Raw genomic sequence first — 22,524 nt, forward strand, 5'->3', positions numbered from 1 at the left:
GTCCGCGCGACAGAGTCCGTATTCCGTGTGCTGACCTGCGAGGAGGTGCCGTTCCGCGAGGGTGTGCGTATCGCACCGGAAGAAGCGCCTGATGGCGCCGACCGAGGTGCTGGCCGATGCGCCCACCGCGACGGCGGGCGCGCTGCGCAGGCTCGCCGACTCGGGTCGGCTGGAGCTGCCGCACCCCGGGTGCGGCCGCACCATCGAGCGCTGGCGCGCCCTCGCGGACTTCACCTTCGGCAATGTCGCGGTCGGCCGCATGGTGGAGGCGCATGCCGACGCCGAAGCCATTCTTACCGAACTCGGAGGCGGGAGCGTCGAGCGCGGACAGATCTGGGGCGTGTGGACCGCCGAGCCGCCGAAGCCGGTGCTGCGGGCACGATTCGGGCCGGGTGGATGGACCCTCGACGGGCGCAAACCGTGGTGTTTCGGCGTGTCCGCCTGCACCCACGCGCTGGTCACCGCGCGGTCCGAGGACGAGCGCAGGTTGTTCGCCGTCGATCTCGGCCAGCCCGCGGTGCGTCCCGTGCCCGATGCCCGGCACACCCTCGGCACGACGGAATCCGACTCGGGGGCAGTCGATTTCGCCGGGGCCGTGGCCGAACCCATCGGCGCGCCCGGCGCCTACCCGACCAGGGCCGGCTTCTGGCACGCGGCCATCGGCGTGGCCGCCTGCTGGTACGGCGGCGCCTGCGCCGTCGCCCGCACCCTGCACGACCGCGCCACCGACGAGCACGCCCTTGCCCACCTCGGCGCGGTCATGAGCGGATTGCACGCCGCCGCTTTGTGTTTGACCGACGCCGCGCGTCAGATCGACGCCGACCCGTCCGACGGGGTCAGCGCGGCGCGGCTGCGCGCCAGGACGGTGCGGGCGGTGGTCGAGGACGCGGCGACCACGACCATCGACCGGGTCGGGCGCGCACTCGGCCCCCTGTGCGCCGACGCCGAGCACGCGCGACGCGTCGCCGATCTCTCCGTCTATCTCCGCCAGAGTCATGCGGAGCGAGATCTGGCCGATCTCGGCCGTGACTACGCGCAGAAGGAGTTCTCATGGCTGCCGAACCGCTGATCGAACACGCCGCCCGCGGCACGCCCGAGCGCACCTGGACCCGGTGGCGCAGCCGCCGCCCTGAGCTGTCGCTGACCGGGTGGCGGCATTTGACCGTGGTCGCGCCGCACCCCGACGACGAGGTGCTCGGCGTCGGCGGCCTGATCGCGCTGGCCCGCGCGCACGGCGTGCCGGTCACCGTTGTCACCGTGACCGACGGCGAGGCCTCGCACCCGGGCTCGCCCACCTGCTCGCCGACCGAGCTCGCGGATCTGCGGGTGGCCGAATCCCGCCGCGCCGCAGCGGAATTGGGCGTCGAACCGCCGATCCGACTCGGCATCGAGGACGGCCGGGTGGCCGCCGACGAGGCCGCGGTGACCGACGCGCTGTGCGGCATTCTCACCGAGTGCGGGCACACCGGCGCGTGGTGCGCGACGACCTGGCGGCGCGACGGGCACCCCGATCACGAGGCGGTCGGGCGGGCCGCGGCCGCGGCCTGCGCGGGCACGGCGACCCGGCTGCTGGAGTTCCCGGTCTGGATGTGGCACTGGGCGACTCCCGAACACCCGGTGATTCCCGCCAGCCGCGCGCGGGCCCTGACCCTGCCGGGCACCGCGATCGAGGCCAAGTTGCGCGCCATCTCGCAGTTCCGCAGCCAGATCCTGCCCATGTCGGAGGCCCCCGCCGACCAGCCGATCCTGCCGCCGGCCGTGCTCGACCGGTTCACCGGCAACACGGAAACGTTCTTCGTATGAGCGAATTCGGTGTTACCGCAGGCCTTGTCGAGCGGCCGTATACCCGCGATCCGTGGGGCGGCACCAGCCGCTGGTACGAGCGGCGCAAGCGCGCGCTCACCATGGCCGCGCTGCCGAAGGCCCGCTACCGCAACGCCTTCGAGCCCGGGTGTTCGATCGGCGCCCTGTCCGAGGAACTCACCGGGCGATGCGATCGGCTGGTCTGCACCGACCTCGCGGCCCAAGCCCTGGACGCGGCCGACCGGCGCATCGACCGTCTGCCCGAATCCGCGCGCGGCTCGGTCGAATTCCGCCGCTGGGCGCTCGGCCAGAGCTGGGCGGACGAATGCTTCGACCTCATCGTCTTCAGCGAAGTCGGCTACCACCTCGACTCCGTCGCTCTGCGTGCGGCTTTCGGCTTGGCGGTCGAGCACCTCGACTCCGACGGCACCCTGCTCTGCGTGCACTGGCGCCGAAAAGTTCCCGAATACCCCCTCTCCGGCGATCACGTGCACGCCATCGCCCGCACCACCCAAGGCGTGACGGCCACGGCCGGGTATCACGACGAAGACATACTGCTCGACGTTTTCACCGCGGGCGACCCGATCTCCGTCGCGGCGAGTGAGCACCTCGTGTGAAACAGGTTGACCTCGAGCGCAGTAGAGGTTCGAGACTGTCGGGTATGACGACATGGATTTGTGACGGTTGCGGCCTGGAACATCCCGACTCGCCGGCCCCGCCCGCCGCCGACGGCTGCGTCTTCACCACCGACGAGGTCAGCGTCGAGGAGCGCGGCGACCTGGGGCCGCACGGACAGTGGACCACCCACGAGGAGTTGGCCCGGCAACCGCACACCACCGAGCACCGCGACCACGGCCGGGGCGTGCACAGCCTGCGCCGCGAACCCAGATTCGCGATCGGCCACTGGTCGTTCCTCGCGCAGACCCCGCACGGCAATCTGCTGTGGGATCCGCCCGCGTACCTCGACGACGAGGTCGTGGCCATGGTCGCCGACCTCGGCGGCGTCGCGGTGATCGCCACCAGCCACCCGCACATGTTCGCCGCCCAGGTCAGCTGGAGTCACGCCTTCGACAAGGCGCCCGTGCTGGTGAACGCCGCCGACCGGGAATGGGTGCCGCGCACCGATCCGGTCATCGACTACTGGACCGGCCGCGCCGAGCCGCTGCCCGGCGTCGACCTCATCCAGCTCGGCGGGCACATGCGCGGCAGTTCGGTCGCGCGCACCGCCGACGGCTCCCTGCTCACCGGCGACACCATCACCGGCAGCCTCGCCCCCGGCTGGGTGACGTTCCAGCGCAACTTCCCCAAGCACATCCCGCTCTCGGCCGCCGTGGTGCGCCGCATCGTCGACGGGCTCGAGCCGTACGAGTACGACCGGCTCTATACCCTCGGCGGCCACACGATCGATCACGACGCCGCGCAAGCCGTGCGCCGCTCGGCCGAGCGGCACATCCGGTGGGTCAGCGGCGAATTCGATCACCTCACCTGAGCGTCTAGGCCATCGCGAAACGCAGCAGCGCCTGCTTGTCGCCCTGCTTGATCTTGCCCTTGCGGTTGAGCACCTCGAGCTGCCACGCCGAGCCGTTGCGGAAGGCGCGGGCGACGGCGTTGGCGTTGTCCGAGCCCAGCAGCGACGGCCAGATGTCGGCGACCTGCTGGCTGCTGCCGCCGCTCGCGTCGTAGACCTTGAAGCTGATGTTGTTCGCCTTCTCGAACGAGCTGCCCTTCTTGAACGCGGCCGCGACGAAGATGATGGCGTCGATGCCGCCCGGCACGTCCGCGAACGTCACGTGGACGGTCTCGTCGTCGCCCGCCGCCGCGCCGGTCTGCTCGTCGCCGCTGTGCAGGACCGAGCCGTTGCCCAGCGGGTCGAGCGAGTCCAGACCGGCGAAGCGGACCGGCTCGGCGCCCTGCATGAGGATGGCGATCAGGTCCAGGTCGACGCCTTTCTTGCGGCGGGCCCAGCCGAGCGCGCCGCCGCTGGTCCCCGCGGAGGGATCCCAGCTCACCCCGACACTCAGCTTGGTGACGCCGGCGAGATCCGCGGCGCCGTCTTCTTTCTTGAGCGTGATCATGGGTTCAGATTAGCGGGGGTTTCGTAACCCTAAGCGCCAGAGAGTTTCTCGTTTGCGTCGGTGACGAGGACCATGAAAAGTGTTGATAGTCGATAGCTCTCGACGCTGTTCAGACGATCGAAGTGGCCTTGGACAGCAACCGGTGCAGCTGACGCTGCTCCCTGGGCGACAATCGGCGCAGCGGCAGGTGCTGTGTCATCGCCTCGACCAGTTTCTCGCGCTGCACCGCCCCGGCGGCGGTGAGCGCCACCACCTTCACCCGCTTGTCGTCCGGGCCGGGTAGTCGCTCGACGGTGCCGCGCTTCTCCAGCTTGTCGATGATGAACGTGACCGTCGACGGGTCGCTGCAGGTGCGGCGGGCCAGCTCGGACATCGACGGCGGCGCGGCCGCCGGGGTGAGGTGCCAGAGCACGTTCGCCGACGGCACGGTGAGATCCAATTCGCGCAGAACGCTGACCAGGGCGGCGTCCAGCTGGTCGGATACCGTGCGAAGTTCGGCGAGCAGGCGATAACCCAGGTCCGCTTCAGGCAGGTCCGCTGTCACGGACGACAGTTTAGCCAGCTGCTTGCAGGTTGGTTCGGCGCTCGAATTGAGTGGCGGGCGCGTTGTTTGTCCGCGCATGTCGTGTCGGCGTTTCCTTTTCGGAGCGGCTGCCAAAACCATTGGCCGACTGGCTATTTACAAAGTGAACGATAGGCGGTTCGGTTAGGCAATGGCTGATCCGTGGAAAGAACAAGACGACGCGGCGAACGCGCTGGCATTGGTACAGCAGGCCGCGGGACCATATCTGGATAGTCTGCCGGAACGTCTGGTGCACGATTCCGCGCAGGACCCGGGCATCGATGATCTCGGCGGACCGCTGCCCGAGCAGGGCGACGGCACGCTCGCGGCCGTCGAGGAGCTGCTTGCCGTCGGCACCCGGGCGGCGGTGCACACCGCCGGGCCGCGGTTCTTTCACCTCGTGGTCGGCGGGGCGACCCCGGCGGCCCTGGCCGGTGACTGGATAACCGCACTGCTGGACCAGAACTCGGGGCTGTGGGTCACCTCGCCGCTGGCCGCGCGCACCGAGACCATCGTGCTCGGGTGGCTCAAGGACCTGTTCGGCCTGCCGCAGGACTTCGGCGGCGTGCTCACCCCCAGCGCCACCTTCGCGAACCTCACCGGCCTGGCGGCGGCTCGTTACTGGTGGGCCGAGCGGCACGGAGTGGACGTGGTCGCCGACGGTTTGACCGGGCTGCCGCGCATGCCCGTGCTGACCAGCGGGCTCGTGCACGCCAGCACCCGCAAGGCGTTGCAGGTCCTCGGCTGCGGCCGAGACACCCTGCGCACCTTCGTGCGTGACGATGCCGGACGACTCGACCTGGCCGCGCTCGAGCGGGCCCTCGTCGAACTCGACGGCGCGCTTGCGGTCATCGTCGGCAACCTCGGCGAGGTGAACACCGGCGACTCCGATCCCATCGCCGACCTGGCCGACCTGGCCGAACGGTATCGCGCATGGTTGCACGTCGACGGCGCGTTCGGGTTGTTCGCGGCGGTGTCGCCGCGCACGGCGCATCTCGCCCGCGGCGTCGAGCGGGCGGACTCGATCACCGCGGATGGGCACAAATGGCTGAATGTGCCGCAGGAGAGCGGTTTCTCGTTCGTCAAGGACAGTTCGATACTCGGTAAGACCTTCGGCGGTTGGGGGGCCGCGTATCTGCCGACGCTCGACGACGAGCGGATCAGTTACAACATGCACGGGCCCGAATCCTCGCGTCGCGCACGGGCATTTCCCATTTGGGCGACGTTGCGCGCGTATGGGCGGAGCGGTTATCGCGAAATGGTCGAGCGGCATCTCGACGTCGCCGCGCATTTAGGCCGAGTCGTCGACGAAGCGGACGACTTCGAGTTGCTGGCTCCGGTTCAGTTGTGCGTCACGTGTTTCCGATATCGGCCGCCGGGCGTTCCGGCGGCCGACCTCGATTCGCTCAATGCCCGTCTCGGGCAAGCCATTCTCGACGACGGGCGCGTGTACGTCGGCACCACCACCTACCGCGGCATGACGGCGTTGCGACCGACCTTCGTCAACTGGCGCATCACCGAGCCGGAGGCGGATCTGCTCGTGCGGGTCATCCGCGAGATCGGGCCGCGGTTATGAACTGAACCGGAGCGTGGAGGGCTCGCCATTTCGGAGCGCCTCGGTGTGCGCGGCGACATTGAGCCCGTCGCTCAAGGTCGAGCCCGCATCCAGCTTCGCGATGACCCTGCCCTCGGCCTCCTTGATGGCCGCGGCGGCGTCGAGCAGCGACTCGATCCGCTCCGGCTCGACCACGACGATGCCCTCCTCGTCGGCGAGGATCAGGTCACCGGGAGACACCACCACACCGCCGCAGCTCACCGGCACCCCCAACTCACCGAGCCGAGAAGTGGTGCCCGCCATGGGTGTTACGAACCGGCTGTAGATCGGCAACGCACAGCCTCGCACATACCCGATGTCACGGTATCCCCCATCGATGATGATCCCGCCGAGCCGCCGGACAAGCGCGCCGCGCGCGAAAATTTCCCCCGCGTAAGCGATTTCACGTCCACCCCCGTCCACCACGATCACCTCCCCCGGCGACGCGGACTCGATCGCCCGCAGCACCCCGAAGAAATCACCCCGGCATCGCACCGTGAACGCGGGCCCCACCACCCGCACCGCCGCCGACCGCGCCCGAATCCCACTGTCCATCACCCGAATCGACTTATCAGCATCACACAGCGCGGTCGTATCCACAGACCCGAATCGTGCGACAACCTCACCAGCCACCATCAGCGCCGTCCTCGAGGATCGAAGTGTGCAGTCCCCCGACCTTACTGCCGACACGCCCCTCGGTAGTTGGCGAGGCTGCTGACCTGTGCGTTTTCTCTGCGAAGTTCACAATTTGACTTGATTCGAACTTGGCCGGTTGGTTCGGGTGGGGCCTGTGCCGGGAGAAGTGGGGCTTCATGGGCGTGGTTTCGGCGTGCCAGGCTGGGATCGGTCGATGCGGAGGGTGGGGATGGGGTACGCGCAGCGGATTGCGGATCAGTTCATGGTCAAGCAGCAGCGGCTGGTGGAGGCGTTCGAGGAGTTCGACGGAGAAGCTCGATTCCAACGGTCGCGGTGGGAGCGCCCTGAACTGGGCGGCGGCTTGGCCTGCGTCCTGCAGGACGGGCGGGTGTTCGAGCGCGCCGGGGTGAATGTGTCACTGGTCAGCAAGGACGGCCTGCCCGAATCCGCCGCCCATCCCGACATCACGAACAAGCCGTTCACCGCGACCGGCATCTCCCTCGTGCTGCACCCACTCAACCCCTTCGCGCCGTCCTACCACGCGAACTTCCGCTACTTCGAGATCGATTCCGAGACATGGTGGTTCGGCGCGGTCTGCGACCTCACCCCCGCCTACGGATTCGACGAGGACGCCATCCACTTCCACCGCACACTCGAGACCTGGTGCAACCGCCACGGCCCACACCGGTACCCCACCGGCAAGGCCGCCTGCGACACCTACTTCACCATCCCGCACCGCAGGGAGATGCGCGGCATCGGCGGCGTCTTCTTCGACCGCCTGACAGGCGATTTCGATCCGCTACTCGACTTCATCACCGACGGAATCGCCACCATCCTGCCCTCCTACCTACCAATCCTCCAGCGCCGCTGCCCAACCCCCTACGGCGAACGAGAACGAGCCTGGCAACTACTGCGCCGAGGCCGCTACGTCGAGTTCAACCTCGTCCACGACCGCGGCACCCGCTTCGGCCTGCAAACCAACGGAAACATAGAAGCGATCCTGATGTCCCTCCCACCCCTCGCCGCCTGGCAGTCCCAAACAACCCCCCAACCGGGCACCCCCGAAGCCGACACCGCCCGCTTCCTCCAACCCACCGACTGGATCACGAAATCATTTGTCCCCGTTTACCCTTGACGAGACATGTCGGCAGATCGGCGGACAGACGCAACAGCGATACGCTGCGTACGGTCAGTGCAATAGCTCACGATGCCCCACCGGTCCCTACCTCCTCCACATCAACACCTGACTCCCGGCGATACCACCGGACGTGAAATCCGAAGTGTGGCAACGCGATGGCGGCCGCTGCCGCGAATGCGGAGACACCCACTATTTGGAGTTCGATCACGTCATCCCACTCAGTCGCGGTGGCGCGACCAGTGTCGGCAATCTTCAAAACCTTTGCCGTAGACGAAATCTCGAGAAAGGTGCCCGTCTCTGATCGGTCGCACGCCCTTAATCACCGAAAGCGGTAGCGGCCTTGATGGTTTCACAAAGGCGGGGTGAGTCAGCGGGCGGGCCGAGGTCGCGGGTTCCCCGCGATCGGGATGCCGGTCCGTTTGGATTGAGCGAGAGACGCGGGGGAATCCGCACTGCGCGTATCGGTTTGCGGTATGGCGGGTGGTCGGGCGGTTGTCGGCGAGGGCAGGTAGTCGGCGAGGGTGGCGGTGCCCCAGACGTAAGGGTCGGCTTGGGGACTGCCGAATGGGGACCAGGCGAGGCGGGTTCGGCCGGTCTTGTCGTCAGTATCTGAGTCGTAGACCAGGATGTTCATTGCGAACGCGGTGGGGTCGACCGGGCCGGGGAGTTCGGTGAGCGGGATTTTTACCTCGGCCGAGTAGCCGCGGTACGGCTCGGTGACTACCGCTGCGACCTGCATACCCGGCGGCGTTAGGCCTTGGCGATTGTCGGCGTCGCGCTCGGCCGCCGGGCCGCCTGGACTGGCGGTGTACGGCATGATGCCGGTTTTGAAGGTGGTCGAGGTATCGTCCGAGTTTCCGCGCGGGTCGATGGCGATCTCGACCGCGTCGGTGCGCCAATGCCGTTTGATATCGTCGGCCGCCAGCTCGGCACCCTTCCGGTCGTCGGTGACATCGACGAACACGTACAGGTCGTCGTTGTGCCGGGCCAGCTTCGCGATCGCCGTGCAGCTGCCACCACCTTGCCAAACCGCAAGTGGCAGTTCGGGTCCCGGATACTTCCCCGGCTCATCGACACCGTTCACGATCGGCGCGGTGGTGACCGCCGGGATCGTAGTGGTCGGGTTCGGCGGGTAGTCCGGTTGGACGCGATTGGCCAACCATGGCAATCCCGTTCGGTCGGCCCAGGCGGCGAACTCCGCGTACAGCGGTTTCAGTTCGGCCTGCCGATGCACCGGCGCTTCGAGAAACCGGCCGTCGTCGGCCACAACGGTGAACCATTCGGAGCCGATCTGCTGCGGATCCGTCGGCACCCGCGCCGGCATCGCCGCGAAACCCTGTGTGACATAAAGCCGTGTCGCGTCTCGCTCCACCTGCGCCCAGGTCGCGTCGTGTTCACGCGAGCGCGCACCGGACCACACGCCCAGAATCGGCAAACCGGTGTCCGGGTCTGTGCGTGGCCGCTCGGGCGCATCCGGCCCCAGCACCGATTCGAAACCGAAATTCTGGGCGAGCAGCCTGGTGGGACGCCACGGCGCCAGCCCCTCCTCGGCGAGCTGACCGGGATATGCCTGCGCATCGCTCGCCAGCCGAAACGCCTCGATCCCCAGTCGAGCCGAAAGCTGATGTCCCCCATGCTGGTTGAACGGCCGAGGATCCATCACCACAATCGTGTGCGGCGTAGTCAGCCGAACCAGCCGAACCAACCGGGCCAAGGTATCCGCCGCGTCCCAAATCCGCGCGGTCAACGGCGCAGACAACGTGTACCAAAAGTCCGGCTTATCAAGGTAATAGATGTTCTCGATCCCACCCAGCCCATCGGCCGCCCGCTCCTCCCCCTCCCGAATCAACCCCAACACCACCCCCTCCTCCACCCCCGCAGCATTTCCCCCACCCTCCCCCCGAGTAACAGTCACAACCCCCGTACTCCACCCCAACTCCTCCCGCCACCGCCCAAACGTAGCCAGATTGCTCGACTCATCATCCGGATGCGCCCCCACAAACAACACATCCGTATGCGCCTCATCCCGCCTCCCCCTCCCCGAGCACCCCGCGACCATCAACCCCGCAGCCAAAGCCGACGCAAGAACAGCCCGCCGACTCACCCCACCCCGAACCTCCACCATCCCCAACCTCCAGTCGTCACCCACCATGTCCCACCCCGGATCACAACACATCCACAGGTCGGTCATCGACGGTAACAGTGACTCCAACACACCCAGGGAAGCCACCGAGATCGGGGCCGAGTATGAAGCCGACGCGTCGACGACTCATCCGAACCGAGCGCCACAGCAGACTTCGCGTGGTTAGAGGACGCGTAACTCATCGAATGCTGCCGAACTTCCACAGGGCAACAAATGCTGAGAAATTTACGGCAAGCGCAATTATCGACGTCAGCCACTGCGAGCCGATGCCGGCTGAGCGCTTGAGGGCAAGCCGAACCAACACAATTCCGGCGATGCCCGCGATAAGGCAGATGGGTGTCCACACCAAACTGGCGGCCACGAGCGCGAAAATAGCTACGAGAACCGATGACGCGACCGTGACCAGCAACAGCTGGTCACGCAGCAGCCCCTCGATGGTGGCCAGCGCCATCCAACCGAACTCCCCTGCCCCCGCCCGCTTGCTTCTTGCGGGCTGCTCTGTGTCGTCGAACGTTTCGGCGCGCTGGCTGGCCTTCCGAAACAGCGGGCTGGACTCATTCCCCCTCATCGCCACTGCCCGTCAGTCGGCACGTACCTCGTCATCGCGTGCATCGCCCCCCCTAGAACCCTCACCCCAAAGCTCGAAACCGCATACGAAGCGCGGTCAGCGTAGCTGCCGCACCAAGGCGGTGCAAGCAACTAGCAGAGGCGCACGACGTGCCACTAGCGGAGCCGAATCATGAAGGGACGCTTTAGCGACGATCGTAGCCAGGGGCGGCTGTCGAGTCTCCGAATCGATGGCCGGGAGCGCCGTCCGCCAGGCTTACCTGACGACGGTAGGCGGCGATATTCGAAGTCGATGCGCCCCTTGCGTATTAGGAAATTCGTTCTACTCGAGATCACCGAGTGTGGCGATGTAAGCGGAGTACGACTTCGTAGTCGCGCTCCTCTTGTTCCTCCTGCTTCTCGGGTTCCTCCGGTTCCTCGCGATCGGTTTCCAGGTAGCTCATGTACTCGAAATGGCTGACTTGTGCAGTCGCGGTGTGCAATTCATGATGCAGGCGGTCTACGGCGTCGCCGTCGCCGCTGCCCTCCGCTGCCGCGAGCTCAGTGTGGATAGTCTCGATCTCGTCTCGGAGACTTGCGATGATGTTGTCGTAACTCATCGTCGGCCCCCAATCCCGTTGTCGGTACCACGTCTTGTGTTGTCGCGCATGACACCTCCACTACTCGTGCACCTACGTCGATCGTTGATCCGTTCTGCTCATTTGATCTACAGGCCGGCGTGGCCGGCCGATGCCGCCGACTCCGCAGAAGCGTGCTGTCGTGGTCGCACCATCGGCGGTGCCAAGCCCCGTTCTCAGTCAGGCCGCAGCCGACATACGCGATCTGACGACTGCGATCGCCCGGCAAAACAGTTGGCGGACAGTGTTTTTGTCGGACCTTACGCGCGGCTGGATACTCAACGGCGCACATGGAGCAGCATCACATCGATTATGACAACTCCGCCCCGAACCCACCACGAAACCCGCCCTGCAGTGTAGCGGCCAAGACCCGATCGTTACGCTCAACGCTTAGTCGCCGATAGATCAATTACGTTGTCAGAGAACGCAACCCGTCAAGACTGGAAGAGACATCGGCAAGCGTCTCTCCATCTTCGCTCATGCGTGAGGTGCGGGGCCTGCTCGCCGATGTGCGCCTGGCAAGCCGTCGAGTCCTGGGGTGTGGCCCGCAGGATGTCAACGGAACGCGACGGGGCCCATGCCCTCCATTGGGCACGGGCCTCACTTCGAGCTGGTGGATTCGTCGCTCTTGTTCTGGTGGATTCGTCGCAAGGGTACTGGTGGATTGGTCGCAGAGGTGTTGGTGGATCGGTCGCTCTGACGTACACCTTCATCGCAGCTTGTGCAGAGGTGCATCGCGACAGAGCCGGGGTATGCAGACCTAAGAGGCATTCCCGAGGCGGCGCAATCGATGCTTGCCCTCTGTCCAACATTCACAAGGACGCAGTTTCAGGGTCGGTTTGCGCGGCACTGGGTTTCGCGCACCTCGGCGGGGGCTAGGGGCGCGGCATCGCGCCTGGCACACCCGAGAGGGGTCGGGGTACGGCATCGGGTCTAGCGAGACCTCGAAGGCGATACGCCGGCGGCATCGGGTCTGGCGCACCTGGAAGGGGTCCAGCGCGCAGCCTTGGATCTGGCGCACCCAGGAGGGGGCTTGGGGCGCAGCCTCAGGTCCGGCACACCTACCAAGCGCCTGCGGGCAACATCGGGTCTGGCACGCCTGGGAGGGAGCGCGGCATATGGGCCAGCGCACCTGCAAGGGGTCTGGGGGCGCCGCCTCGGGTCTGGCACACCTGAGACAGTGCGCGAGACGCGGACTGGCGCACCTGAGAGGGGATCCGGGAGCGCGGCCTCGGGTAGGCGAACCTGAGAAGGGATCCGGGAGCGCGGGTAGGCGAACCTGAAAGGGGGTCCGGGGCGAAGCCCGCCGGGCGGGGTGTGGGGGCTGCGCCCCCACAGAACTCGAGCGAGACGAGCAAGGCCCATGCCCTCGGTGGGCATGGGCCTTGCACGAGTCGAGTGGAGCTGCCGGGAATCGAACCCGGGTCCTCCGCCGTGTCTCCAGGGCTTCTCCGTGTGCAGTTCGCTGTGTCTCTACTTGGATCTCTGGGTCTCGCGAACAAGCTCAGATGACGATCCCAGTCGCTGTTGGATGTCCCGTTCTGGTCCGCGACCGGCCAGAACGGTAAGTCCCTCTAGCTGATGCCAGTACCCGGGTCGAGGGACGAACCCGGACTGACAGAGACGTCCTGCTACTTAGGCAGCGAGGGCGTACTCGCGCTGATGAGAATCGGCGCTTAATTGGTTGCAATGACGCTTACGGTGGTCTCTTGCCTGCACCGACACGCTTCCCCTGAATCAACGTACGCAGTCGAAACCGTTCAGCCCCGTACGTCCCGACGCCTTGCCGGGCTGTTCATATTAACACCGCCCAGAGCGCGGTTCTTCCCATTATTCGGCGGGTCGGCTCACGCTGCGGCGATCAGCCCGACCGAGACCAGGGCGAGCACCATGCCGACCTGCTGCTGCCGGCCGACGCGTTCGCCGAGCAGGACCATGGCGAGCAGTACGGTGGCGGCGGGGTAGAGCGAGCCGATGACGCTGACCAGCGAGAGCAGCGAGCCGTGGAAGGCGTGCAGGAGGGCGACGTTGGCGATCACGTCGAGGATGCCGATGTAGCAGGCCAGTCGTAGAGGTTCACCGCGCAAGCGCTGGAACTGCCGGGCCGACAGTGCGGTCGCCCACACGACGCCGGTGGCGGCGCCGCGCTGGGCGAGCAACGGCCACAGTCCGGAGGAGGCCGCGGTCTGGTGCAGGAAGACGAACATGAAGCCGAAGGCCAAGCCGGATCCGACGGTCAGCAGCGCGACCTTCTTGGTGAACCGCAGCTCGCGGCCGCCGGTGATCTCCTCGGTGACGGCGTCCGGCGATTCGCGGCTGACCAGTAGCACCGCGATCAGGGCGAAACCGATTCCGGTGAACGCGAGCGGGCCCGGCCGCTCCCCGATCACCAGCCCGACCAGCACGGGGACGCCGGCGACCAGCACGGCCGTCAGCGGCGAGACCACGGCCATCGGACCGCTGGCAAGCGCGGCGTAGAACCACCAGACGGCGACTCCGCTGGCCACACCTGCCGCTAGCCCCCAGCCGATCGAGGCGGCGTCGGGCGTCCCTTCGACGAACGGCAGGAGCATCAACACGAGCAGGACCGAGAACGGGTACGAGTAGATGACGACCCGTAGCGCGGTCACCTTCCGTGCCGCGACACCGCCGTAGAAGTCACTCACGCCGTAGCCGAGGGCGGCTAGCAGGGCGAGGAGGACAGCGGTCAACGCATCCCTTTGACCCGCCGACCTAGCTCGCGAGTGACCTCGCGCTCGGCGGTGCGCTTCGCCAGATCCTGGCGCTTGTCATAGTCCTGCTTACCCTTGGCGAGGGCCAGCTCGACCTTGACCTTGCCGTCGGAGAAGTACATCGACAGCGGCACCAGCGTCTGATTGCCTTCGCGGGATTTGCCGACCAGGCGGTCGATCTCGCGCTTGTGCAGCAACAGCTTTCTGATCCGGCGCGGCGAATGATTGGTCCAGGTGCCGTGGCTGAACTCCGGGATGTGCAGCCCACGCAGCCACACCTCGCCGTTGTCGACCGTCGCGAACGCGTCCACCAGCGAGGCCTTGCCCTCACGCAGGCTCTTGACCTCGGTGCCGACCAGCGCGATCCCGGCCTCGTAGGTGTCCAGGATCGTGTAGTTGTGCCGCGCCCGGCGGTTGGTCGCGATGACCTTGCGCCCCTGTTCCTTCATAACGATCAACCTTAAGTGACGCGGCAACCGGATTATTCCCAGGTCGTGGCGCGGCACTAACCACCTGGGCGCAGGGTGACCCACAGGGTGAACAGGGCGATGAAGGCGGCGACGAGCAATACCGTGGAGAACCGAGGTCGGCCGGGGCGCGGCGGCGGGCGGTGCCGCAGCCATACGCTCTCCACGCTCGGGTCGATCCCCCTGCGGGTGTTCGGCGGCGCGTCCGGAACCTCGGTGTTGGGGGAGCTGCCCGACGAGTCGCCCCCATCGTCCGGGCCGTCACCGGTAGCCATAGCCAGCACGGTAGCCCGCACGACCGCGACACGCCGGAATTCCCGCGCGCCGCAACAGAGTTGGTATTCAGGCGAGACGTCGGGCGAAGGCCTCGGTGGCGGTCGCCGTCGCGAGATCCACGGTGAAAACGCGCAGGTCGACGGTGGTCGGGGTGAGATCCAACACCATGTAGCCGAGTTCGTGATAGTTCTCGAACAGCGCGGGGTGCTCGCCGCGGGGTCTGGACGCGGGTTCGGCGCCGACGGTCTTAGCGGCGGCACCGGACACGATCTGCCGGGTGCTCTTGGACGCGACGGTCGGCTCCAGCACCTGTAGCGAGTGGTCATGCCCGGAGAGCAGGAACTGGCAGGCGCCGGCGACGTGTTCCTCGATGAAGCGCTTCACGTGGATGCCGTTGATCGGCTCGAGCGGGATGCCCTCGTACTGTCCCGCGTCGCCGTGCGGGCCGTTGTTGAGGTACGGGTGGTGGGTGCAGGCGATCTTCCAGGTGGCGCCGGACTCGGCGATGGCCCGGTCGAGCCAGGCGCGCTGCTCGTTCATGAACGGTCCGTCGACCGACCAGTAGGGCGACAGGACCGGCGGGATATAGGCCGCGAGCGGGTTGAGGTCGAGGACGAAGAACTCGACGACGGGATTGTGCTCCGGCACCCGCACGGAGTAGTACCGGCTCGGCATCCACCAGCGCGGCGAGTTGGCGTGGTACTCGACCTCGTGGTTGCCGCGCTCCAGCCAGCCGCCGTCCCCGGGGAACACGGAGCTGGTGTCGTGATTGCCGAGCACCATCAACCACGGGAAATCCAGTCCGGCATTGGGGTTTTCGAACTTGTCGGCGAATTGGCGGTCGGTGCCGCTGTTCGGGCCCTGTTCATAGATGTTGTCCCCGAGGCCGACCGCGAGGGAGACGGGTTCGCGGCGATGGAACTCACGCATGGCGTCGGCCACGGCCCACTGGGTGCGCGTTCCGGTGCCCGCGTCACCGGTCACCAGCACCCGCAGCCGGCGCTCGGTCGGGAAGCCGAACTTGGTGACGCCCTCCGCGACCGGCACCGCCTGTGCGGGCGACAGCCCGACCAGGGAGGCGCCCGCCACGGCGCCGGCGGCCCCGGCCAGGAAGCCGCGACGGCCAAAGCTGTTGTCACACATGAGATGTCCTCCACTATCCGTACACCCGCCCTGCGCCAATCTTCGCCCATCGGGTGAGATCGCGACGCAGGACGGGCTTTCCGGACTACTTCGCGGGCGCGGCCGGCTTCTTGCTCCGGTCCAGGCCGAGCGCGTCGGACATGGTGAAGAACAGGTCCGTCTGGTCGGTGAGGCCGACCACGTTGGCGGCGTGCGGGCCGTAGGCGGCGACGCGCAGCTGGGTGCCGGTGTGCTCCTGCGATCCGCCCGCCTCGGCGTTGCCGTAGGAGACACCCATCTCGGCACCGTCCTTGGTGACGATCTTGCTGGTCAGCGAGGGCGACTTGGTCTCGAGCGGAACGATCTGGCTGCTGTGCGCGTGATCGGCCGTGACGATCACCAAGGTGTTGCCGTCGTTCTTGGCGAATTCGAGCGCGGCCTGCACGGCCTCGTCGAGATCGACGGTCTCACCGACCTGGCCGCACGGGTTGGCGTTGTGGTCCTGCTTATCGATCGAGGCACCCTCGACCTGCAGGAAGAAGCCGTCCTTGTTCGGCTTCAGCAGATCGATCGCCTTACGGGTCATGGTCGCCAGGTCGGGCTGGGTGGCGGCGCGCTCGGGGTTCGGGCGGCAGGTCTGCGCGGGCAGGTTGAGGCCGTTCTGCACGGCGTTGTCACCGGTCCAGCGGACCGGCATGTTGCCGGAGCTGAACAGGCCGAGCACGGGCGCGTCCTGGTCGGCCTTGGTGACCCCGTCGAGGCCGGTCTTGTCGGCGACGAGGTTGTAGCCGCGCGCCTTCGCCTGGTCACGCAGGGTCTGGCCCTGCCACTGGCCGCCCGCGGCCTTCTGATCAAAGCTCTTCGAGCCGCCGCCGAGGGTGACGTCGGCGCGGGTGTTGAGCAGCTGCTCGCTGATGGAGCCGAGTCCGCCCTTCTCCAGCGCGTTGGTCGGGCACTTCAGTGCCGTCTCCTCCGGGCCGTAGCACTTGCGGTCGGTGACGTGCGCGCCGAGCACAGCCGGTGTGGCGTCCTGGATTTCGGCGGTGGTGACGTTGCCGGTGGCCTTGCCGTTGGCCTTCGCGATCTCGAGCAGGTTGGTCTGCGGAGCGCCCTTGACGTCGACGCCGATCGCGCCGTTGTAGGTCTTGGTGCCGGTGGCCCACGCGCTGCCGCTGGCCGCGGAATCGGTGACGTAGTCCGGCTTTCCGGTCTTCTTGTCCAGCGAGTAGTGGGTGTAGGAACCGGTGAGCGGCAGCGCGTCGATGCCCTTGAAGTAGCCGCCCGCGCCCTCGGCGACGTTGCGTGCCACGGTGATCTCGGAGTCGCCCATGCCGTCGCCGATGAGCAGAATGACGTTCTTCGCCTGGTTGCCGTTCAACGAGGCGCGCAGGGCGTCGGTCCGGTCGCCGGTGGTTCGGCGCGCTCCGCCGTTCTCGGTGACCGTGCCTTTGGCGTTGGGAGTGAGGAGGTCGCCGTTGCCCTGTTTGTTGGAGTCGGACGATCCGCAGGCGGCCAGCGTTGCGACGAGAACGGCGGCGCCCAGGATGGCGCCCGCGCGGAACCGGCGGGGCATCGAGCGCGACGAGACAGGGGGCATGAGCGAAAACTCCATCGTTCGTAGAGACGTCGGTTGGTTGGAGCCTTGCCAGGTCTTCTGAACAGAAAGGGCCTCGTGGGCAACCGGATGGTTACCGGACGATTTCTTATTAGCATGTCTGCATACGTCGGTTCATCGACCGGTATGCGGATAGTGCTGTGGCGCAGCGTCTTCCGTCCGCGTCGAGGGATGAAGCTGCCCTTCCGGCCGACGGGCCGGAAGGTGGAGAATGTCACTCTCCGGCCAGTACCTCCAGCACCTGCTCGCCGTACTTGGCCAGCTTGTTCTCGCCGACGCCGCTGACGCTGCCGAGCTCGGCCAGGCTCGTCGGCTTGCGCGCCACGATCTCGCGCAGGGTGGCGTCGTGGAAGACGACATACGCGGGCACGCCCTGCTCCTTCGAGGTCGCGGCCCGCCACTCGCGCAGCCGCTCGAACAGGGGAAGATCGGCCGAGGCCATCTCGGGGGCCGCGGCCTTGCCCGCCTTGACGGCGCGCGCCGGCTTGGTCGGCCGCTCGCGTTCGCGGCGCAGCAGCACCTGTCGTCCGTCGAAGAGGACCTCGTTGCTCGCCTCGGTGAGCGTGAGCACGCCGTAGTCGCCGTGCACCGCGAGCAAACCGCCGGCGAGCAGTTGGCGCACCACGCCGCGCCATTCGATGTCGCGCAGGTCGGTGCCGATGCCGAAGACCTTCAGTTCGTGATGGTCGTGCTGAAGGACCTTGGGGTTCTTCTTACCGAGCAGGATGTCGACGATGTGGCCGGCGCCGAAGCTCTGGCCGCGTTCGCGTTTGAGCCGCAGCACCGTGGAGAGCAACTTCTGCGCGGGGACGGTGCCGTCCCAGGATTCCGCGGGGGTGAGGCAGGTGTCGCAGTTCCCGCACGGCTGCTGGTCGTGCTGGCCGAAGTAGTTGAGCAACTGCACGCGACGACAGCTGACCGTCTCGCACAGCGCGAGCATGGCGTCCAGGTGCAGCTGCAACTGGCGGCGATGGGCGGCGTCGCCCTCCGAGGAGTCGATCATCTTGCGTTGCTGCACAACGTCATTGAGGCCGTACACCATCCAGGCCGTCGAGGGCAGCCCGTCGCGGCCGGCGCGGCCGGTCTCCTGGTAGTAGCCCTCCACCGACTTCGGCAGATCGAGGTGCGCGACGAAGCGCACATCCGGCTTGTCGATGCCCATGCCGAAGGCGATCGTCGCGACCACCACCAGACCTTCCTCCCGAAGGAACCTGGTCTGGTTCTCCGCGCGGGTGCGGTTGTCCAGGCCCGCGTGGTACGGCACGGCGCTCACGCCGTTCTCGGTGAGGAACGCCGCGGTCTTCTCCACCGAGTTGCGCGAGAGGCAGTAGACGATGCCCGCGTCGCCCGCGTGCTCGGTGCGGATGAACTCCAGCAACTGGCGGTCGGGCTTGTTCTTCGGCTCGATCCGGTACTGGATGTTCGGCCGATCGAAGCTGGCCACGAACCGCCGGGCCGAGCCCAGGTCGAGGCGTTGCACGATCTCGTCGCTGGTCTTCGCGGTCGCGGTGGCGGTCAGCGCGATGCGCGGCACATCGGGCCAGCGCTCGTGCAGCATGGACAGGCCCAGGTAGTCGGGCCGGAAATCGTGGCCCCACTGCGAGACGCAGTGCGCCTCATCGATGGCGAACAACGCCACCTTGCCGCGGTCGAACAACTGCGCCGTCGACTCCAACCGCAGCCGCTCCGGCGCCAAATACAGCAGGTCCAACTCCCCCGCCACGAACTGCGCCTCCACGGTGCGGCGTTCGTCCGGGAACTGGGTGGAGTTCAGAAACCCGGCGCGCACGCCGAGCGCGCTGAGCGCGTCCACCTGGTTCTGCATCAGCGCGATCAGCGGCGAGATCACCACGCCGACCCCGGGCCGTACCAGCGCGGGCACCTGATAGCACAGCGACTTACCACCGCCGGTCGGCATGAGCACCAGCGCGTCACCGCCCGCGACCACATGCTCCACGATCTCGCGCTGATCGCCGCGGAAGCTGTCGTAGCCGAAGACCCGGCGTAGAACCTCTTGCGCCGCACCGGATCCGGCGGCCGCACCGGAATCGGTGTCGGTCGCCGCGGCCACGAATGCATCGGGAGGAGTCACCCGGCCCATCCTACGAGCGCCCGCGCGCAGCGCCACCGGTACGTCGCGCGGATTTCCCGGCGCGCGAGTCGAGTAGTCCACATGTGGACGAATCGCGATCGTCCAACCGAAGCTCAGACGCTGACCTGCGACTCCGGACCTCAGGCCGGAATTCGTCGAACTACTCGCCTCGTGAGCTGCTGTTAGGTTGACGCACATGGCAATAGCGATGGGGAGCAACCGAATTCGAGCAGCGGTGCTCGCGATCGCGATCTCGGCCGCGGCGGCCGCGGTCGCGCCGATGGCCGCCGCGGATCCGTATCCGCCGATGTGCGCCGCGGGCTGGGAGGCGACCACGCTGGTGGAAGGCGTAGGCAATCTGGAAAATCTGGATGCCGACGGCGCCGGCGGCTTCTATGTCACCGGCCTGCTCGACGGCTTCCTCGCCCACGTGGACAGCGCGGGTCGATTCGAGAAGGTGCTGACCGGGTTGGATCATCCGGCCGGGGTGCGGGTCGCCGGACCGTACGTCTACTTCGTCACCGGGGACGGGCTGACCGAAGCGCCGGGCACCCTCCAGCGCTACGAGATAGCGACGGGCGCGGTGACGGTCCTGGTCACCGGCTTGAACGGCGCCAACGGACTCCTGCTGCTGCCCGACGGCGATCTCTTGTTCAGCACCATCGGCATGAACGGACCGCCGACCGGAATCGGCCGCTACCGTCCATCGACCGGCGAGTACACGCGCACTTGGTCCAGCCTGCCGCTGACGAACGGCCTCGCGCTGGCCCCTGACGGCAAGTCCATCTACACCGACAACCTGACCATGCGCGTCTTCCGCGTCCCGCTGGACGCGCCGGAGAGCCCGGTCGTCGTCGCCGGAATCCCGAATCTGGTGTCAATGCCCGACGATATGGAGGCCACCCGCTCGGACACCCTGTTCGTCGCCGACCACGCCTTCGGCTCGATCAACAAGATCGACACTTCCGCCGGCCAGGTCTGCGCGATCATCACCGGTCTGATCAAGCCCGGCCCGATGCGTAATCCGCCCGACGGAACCACCTCCGTTCGCATCGCCCGCGACGGCGACGGCTGGGCGCTCTACATCACGAGCATGGACGGCACTCTGCGCCGACTACGCCCGCCTGCGGATATCGACCTCACCCCGGCGTCCCCGACGCGGTAGAACGAATGGGGGCCGTACGCCCGCGGCGTAATCCAACGGACCCGCGAGGAAAGGAATGCAGCATGCCAGAATCGGCGCCCATGATCGTCGCCACCCCCTCCGACGCGGACGACATCACCAACCTGCGAAATCGGCTCGCCCAGTGGATGGTCGACAACGGCATCGAACAATGGATTCCCGGTGAGTACCCGACCGCCCACGTCGCCGAGGAGGCGGCCCGCGGCGAGTGGTTCGTGTGGCGCGACGAGGCGGGAGCGCTGAACGGCGTGGTTCGGCTCGTCTGGCGTGATCCAGATTTCTGGGGCGAGGACGACGACACCGACGCTGGTTACGTCCACGGACTGATGGTCGCGCCCGAACTGCGTGGACGCGGCATCGGCGAACGGATCCTCCGGTTCTGCGCCGACCACACCCTCGCCAACGGCGTCACGCTGCAACGTCTGGATACCGCCGCGAGCAATCAGGTGCTCCGGAAGTACTACACCGCACAGGGTTTCACCGAGCTGCGGGAGGTGCCGCTGCCACCGCGATTCCACGGCACCACCACGGTGGTCCTCATGGAGAAGATGCTGATCCCCGCCGAGACACACGACGCGTGATCAGTGATGCGCCGGGCGAGCACCGCCATTCACCACGCTGATCCACACCTACAGCAGCCGATCGTGCCCTGGCCGACGAGTTGCCCCACGTCTTATAGCCGAGGGGAACTCTGTCACTGGCGGCGCTGACAACCGACTTTCGACGAGCGTGCGGTGCTACCCGCCGTACCGCGTTCGCCGTACGGCGAGAATGCAATCAGCCGGTCCAGCGTGAGATCGCGAAGCATCCGCGCCACCCGGACTCCGCGAATGAGACCGTGCAACTGACCGTCCGGCCTGCCGACTAGCGAGCGAGCCGAAGTCTGTTGGGCCGCATCGGCTTACCCGCGTAGCCGCTGAAGCGCTTCGTCGTGCAGGAGTCCGTTGGTTGCGACGGCGTCTCCGCCGTGTGGGCCCGGCTTGCCGGCCAGGGAGGTGAAGCGGCCGCCTGCTTCGCGGACGAGGATGTCGAGGGCGGCGAGGTCCCACAGGGAGACCTCGGGTTCGGTGGCGATGTCGACGGCGCCTTCGGCGAGGAGGCAGTAGGTGAAGAAGTCGCCGTAGCCGCGGACGCGCCACACGTCGTCGGTGAGGGCTAGGAAGTTCTCCCGCAGGCCGCGCTCGCGCCAGCCGGACAGGCTGGAGAAGGCCAGGCTCGCGGAGCCGAGATCGGCGACGGCGGAGACCGAAATCTGTTGGGGCGCTTGGGCATCGAAGCTGGCCCAAGCACCGGACCCGGCCGCCGCCCACCAGCGCCTGGACAGCGCGGGCGCGCTCACCACGCCGACCACCGGCACGCCGTCTTCCAGCAGCGCGATGAGGGTGGCCCAGATGGGCACGCCGCGGACGAAGTTCTTCGTGCCGTCGATCGGGTCGATCACCCACTGGCGCCCGGTGAACTCGGCGTCGCCGCCGAACTCCTCCCCCAGCACCGAGTCGTCCGGCCGCTGCTCGGCGAGGACCTCTCGGATCGCCTGCTCCACGGCGAGATCGGCGTCCGACACCGGCGTCAGGTCCGGCTTCGAGTCGACCTTCAAATCGAGCGCCCCGAACCGCGCCCGGGTGAGGCCGTCGGCGGCGTCGGCCAACCGCAGGGCGAGTTCGAGATCAGAGGAGTCCACAGCCACGCCCGCACCCTATCCGGTCCCGCTGTCCGCATCGGTATCGCGACACTCATCGCGGCGGTCGGCCTGTCCAACCTCACCGCCTGTGGCATCGACGCCGCGAGCCCGGATTCGGCTGCTTCCCCACCGACCTTCCGCCCGTGAGCAGTGTGCATAGACCCACGCACGCACGCACGGCCCCACCGCCCCACGCACCCACCGCCCCACGGCCCACGCAC

Annotated in this window: 22 protein-coding genes and 1 other RNA gene; 9 read left to right on the plus strand and 14 right to left on the minus strand. The window is 67.3% G+C overall.

Features of this window, described 5'->3' with window-relative positions:
- The first annotated feature begins 91 nt into the window (after positions 1 to 91).
- The 4 genes from ON39_RS24875 to ON39_RS24890 are packed head-to-tail and all read left to right on the plus strand — an operon-like array spanning position 92 to position 3,292.
- Positions 92 to 1,069, plus strand: a complete 978-nt coding sequence (locus ON39_RS24875) for an acyl-CoA dehydrogenase family protein (RefSeq protein ID WP_051187016.1) — start codon at positions 92 to 94, stop codon at positions 1,067 to 1,069.
- Positions 1,051 to 1,803, plus strand: coding sequence for a PIG-L deacetylase family protein (locus ON39_RS24880; RefSeq protein ID WP_040737982.1), 753 nt, complete (start codon positions 1,051 to 1,053; stop codon positions 1,801 to 1,803). The genes ON39_RS24875 and ON39_RS24880 overlap by 19 nt, the downstream gene beginning before the upstream one ends.
- Positions 1,800 to 2,420, plus strand: a complete 621-nt coding sequence (locus ON39_RS24885) for an SAM-dependent methyltransferase (protein ID WP_040737984.1) — start codon at positions 1,800 to 1,802, stop codon at positions 2,418 to 2,420. The genes ON39_RS24880 and ON39_RS24885 overlap by 4 nt, the downstream gene beginning before the upstream one ends.
- Positions 2,421 to 2,464: 44 nt before the next feature.
- The gene (locus ON39_RS24890; protein ID WP_040737985.1) at positions 2,465 to 3,292 is read left to right on the plus strand and encodes an MBL fold metallo-hydrolase; all 828 of its coding nucleotides are present in this window, start codon (positions 2,465 to 2,467) and stop codon (positions 3,290 to 3,292) included.
- Positions 3,293 to 3,296: 4 nt separating this feature from the next.
- Here ON39_RS24890 and ON39_RS24895 read toward each other — a convergent pair whose 3' ends face one another.
- Both ON39_RS24895 and ON39_RS24900 read right to left on the minus strand, forming a co-directional pair.
- Positions 3,297 to 3,878 carry a TerD family protein gene (locus ON39_RS24895; protein ID WP_040737987.1) on the minus strand — a complete coding sequence of 194 codons (582 nt, stop codon included), beginning with the start codon at positions 3,876 to 3,878 and terminating at the stop codon, positions 3,297 to 3,299.
- A gap of 109 nt (positions 3,879 to 3,987) precedes the next feature.
- A complete protein-coding gene (locus ON39_RS24900) occupies positions 3,988 to 4,422 on the minus strand; it encodes a MarR family winged helix-turn-helix transcriptional regulator (RefSeq protein WP_051187017.1) in 435 nt (144 codons plus the stop codon).
- Positions 4,423 to 4,591: 169 nt separating this feature from the next.
- Here ON39_RS24900 and ON39_RS24905 point away from each other — a divergent pair, with 169 nt between their 5' ends.
- On the plus strand, positions 4,592 to 6,016 hold the full coding sequence (locus ON39_RS24905; RefSeq protein ID WP_040737988.1) for a pyridoxal phosphate-dependent decarboxylase family protein: 1,425 nt from the start codon (positions 4,592 to 4,594) through the stop codon (positions 6,014 to 6,016).
- Here the strand turns inward: ON39_RS24905 and ON39_RS24910 are convergent.
- Positions 6,011 to 6,670 carry an RraA family protein gene (locus ON39_RS24910; RefSeq protein ID WP_040737990.1) on the minus strand — a complete coding sequence of 220 codons (660 nt, stop codon included), beginning with the start codon at positions 6,668 to 6,670 and terminating at the stop codon, positions 6,011 to 6,013. The two genes, ON39_RS24905 and ON39_RS24910, sit on opposite strands and share 6 nt — an antisense overlap.
- 229 nt (positions 6,671 to 6,899) lie before the next feature.
- On the opposite strand from ON39_RS24910, the gene hemF reads away from it, so the two are divergent.
- On the plus strand, positions 6,900 to 7,805 hold the full coding sequence (gene hemF, locus ON39_RS24915; RefSeq protein WP_051187018.1) for an oxygen-dependent coproporphyrinogen oxidase: 906 nt from the start codon (positions 6,900 to 6,902) through the stop codon (positions 7,803 to 7,805).
- A 145-nt stretch (positions 7,806 to 7,950) separates the two neighbouring features.
- The gene (locus ON39_RS47550) at positions 7,951 to 8,109 is read left to right on the plus strand and encodes an HNH endonuclease (RefSeq protein ID WP_246002826.1); all 159 of its coding nucleotides are present in this window, start codon (positions 7,951 to 7,953) and stop codon (positions 8,107 to 8,109) included.
- Positions 8,110 to 8,175: 66 nt separating this feature from the next.
- On the opposite strand, the gene ON39_RS24920 is transcribed toward ON39_RS47550, so the two are convergent.
- The 10 genes from ON39_RS24920 to recQ all read right to left on the minus strand — a co-directional run bounded on the left by ON39_RS24920 (position 8,176) and on the right by recQ (position 19,439).
- Positions 8,176 to 9,999 carry a sugar-binding protein gene (locus ON39_RS24920; protein ID WP_246002798.1) on the minus strand — a complete coding sequence of 608 codons (1,824 nt, stop codon included), beginning with the start codon at positions 9,997 to 9,999 and terminating at the stop codon, positions 8,176 to 8,178.
- Between the two features lie 130 nt (positions 10,000 to 10,129).
- Positions 10,130 to 10,402, minus strand: a complete 273-nt coding sequence (locus tag ON39_RS24925; RefSeq protein ID WP_146251050.1) for a hypothetical protein — start codon at positions 10,400 to 10,402, stop codon at positions 10,130 to 10,132.
- Positions 10,403 to 10,850: 448 nt separating this feature from the next.
- Positions 10,851 to 11,117, minus strand: coding sequence for a hypothetical protein (locus ON39_RS24930; protein WP_040737994.1), 267 nt, complete (start codon positions 11,115 to 11,117; stop codon positions 10,851 to 10,853).
- Between the two features lie 1,414 nt (positions 11,118 to 12,531).
- Positions 12,532 to 12,903: a transfer-messenger RNA gene (ssrA, locus tag ON39_RS46785) on the minus strand.
- Positions 12,904 to 12,982: 79 nt separating this feature from the next.
- Complete coding sequence (locus tag ON39_RS24935) at positions 12,983 to 13,846, minus strand: DMT family transporter (protein WP_083894672.1); 864 nt, start codon at positions 13,844 to 13,846, stop codon at positions 12,983 to 12,985.
- Complete coding sequence (gene smpB, locus ON39_RS24940; RefSeq protein WP_040737995.1) at positions 13,843 to 14,316, minus strand: SsrA-binding protein SmpB; 474 nt, start codon at positions 14,314 to 14,316, stop codon at positions 13,843 to 13,845. The genes ON39_RS24935 and smpB overlap by 4 nt, the downstream gene beginning before the upstream one ends.
- Before the next feature lie 56 nt (positions 14,317 to 14,372).
- Positions 14,373 to 14,609: a WLR motif membrane protein gene (locus tag ON39_RS24945; RefSeq protein WP_040737996.1), complete on the minus strand. Its 237-nt coding sequence runs from the start codon at positions 14,607 to 14,609 to the stop codon at positions 14,373 to 14,375.
- Between the two features lie 67 nt (positions 14,610 to 14,676).
- Positions 14,677 to 15,753 (minus strand): metallophosphoesterase, encoded by a 1,077-nt coding sequence (locus ON39_RS24950; RefSeq protein WP_040737998.1) that lies wholly within the window; start codon positions 15,751 to 15,753, stop codon positions 14,677 to 14,679.
- Positions 15,754 to 15,838: 85 nt separating this feature from the next.
- Positions 15,839 to 17,329 carry an alkaline phosphatase gene (gene phoA, locus ON39_RS24955; protein WP_246002797.1) on the minus strand — a complete coding sequence of 497 codons (1,491 nt, stop codon included), beginning with the start codon at positions 17,327 to 17,329 and terminating at the stop codon, positions 15,839 to 15,841.
- Between the two features lie 232 nt (positions 17,330 to 17,561).
- Positions 17,562 to 19,439, minus strand: a complete 1,878-nt coding sequence (gene recQ, locus ON39_RS24960) for a DNA helicase RecQ (protein ID WP_040738024.1) — start codon at positions 19,437 to 19,439, stop codon at positions 17,562 to 17,564.
- A gap of 196 nt (positions 19,440 to 19,635) precedes the next feature.
- Between recQ and ON39_RS24965 the strand changes: the two genes are divergently transcribed.
- Both ON39_RS24965 and ON39_RS24970 read left to right on the plus strand, forming a co-directional pair.
- Complete coding sequence (locus ON39_RS24965) at positions 19,636 to 20,604, plus strand: SMP-30/gluconolactonase/LRE family protein (protein ID WP_040738026.1); 969 nt, start codon at positions 19,636 to 19,638, stop codon at positions 20,602 to 20,604.
- Positions 20,605 to 20,666: 62 nt separating this feature from the next.
- Complete coding sequence (locus tag ON39_RS24970) at positions 20,667 to 21,203, plus strand: GNAT family N-acetyltransferase (protein ID WP_246002796.1); 537 nt, start codon at positions 20,667 to 20,669, stop codon at positions 21,201 to 21,203.
- Positions 21,204 to 21,523: 320 nt separating this feature from the next.
- Here ON39_RS24970 and hisN read toward each other — a convergent pair whose 3' ends face one another.
- A complete protein-coding gene (gene hisN, locus ON39_RS24975; protein ID WP_040738002.1) occupies positions 21,524 to 22,309 on the minus strand; it encodes a histidinol-phosphatase in 786 nt (261 codons plus the stop codon).
- Between the last annotated feature and the right edge of the window lie 215 nt (positions 22,310 to 22,524).

It is taken from the genome of Nocardia tenerifensis NBRC 101015 (assembly GCF_000308715.1).
GTDB classification, from domain to species: Bacteria; Actinomycetota; Actinomycetes; order Mycobacteriales; family Mycobacteriaceae; genus Nocardia; species Nocardia tenerifensis.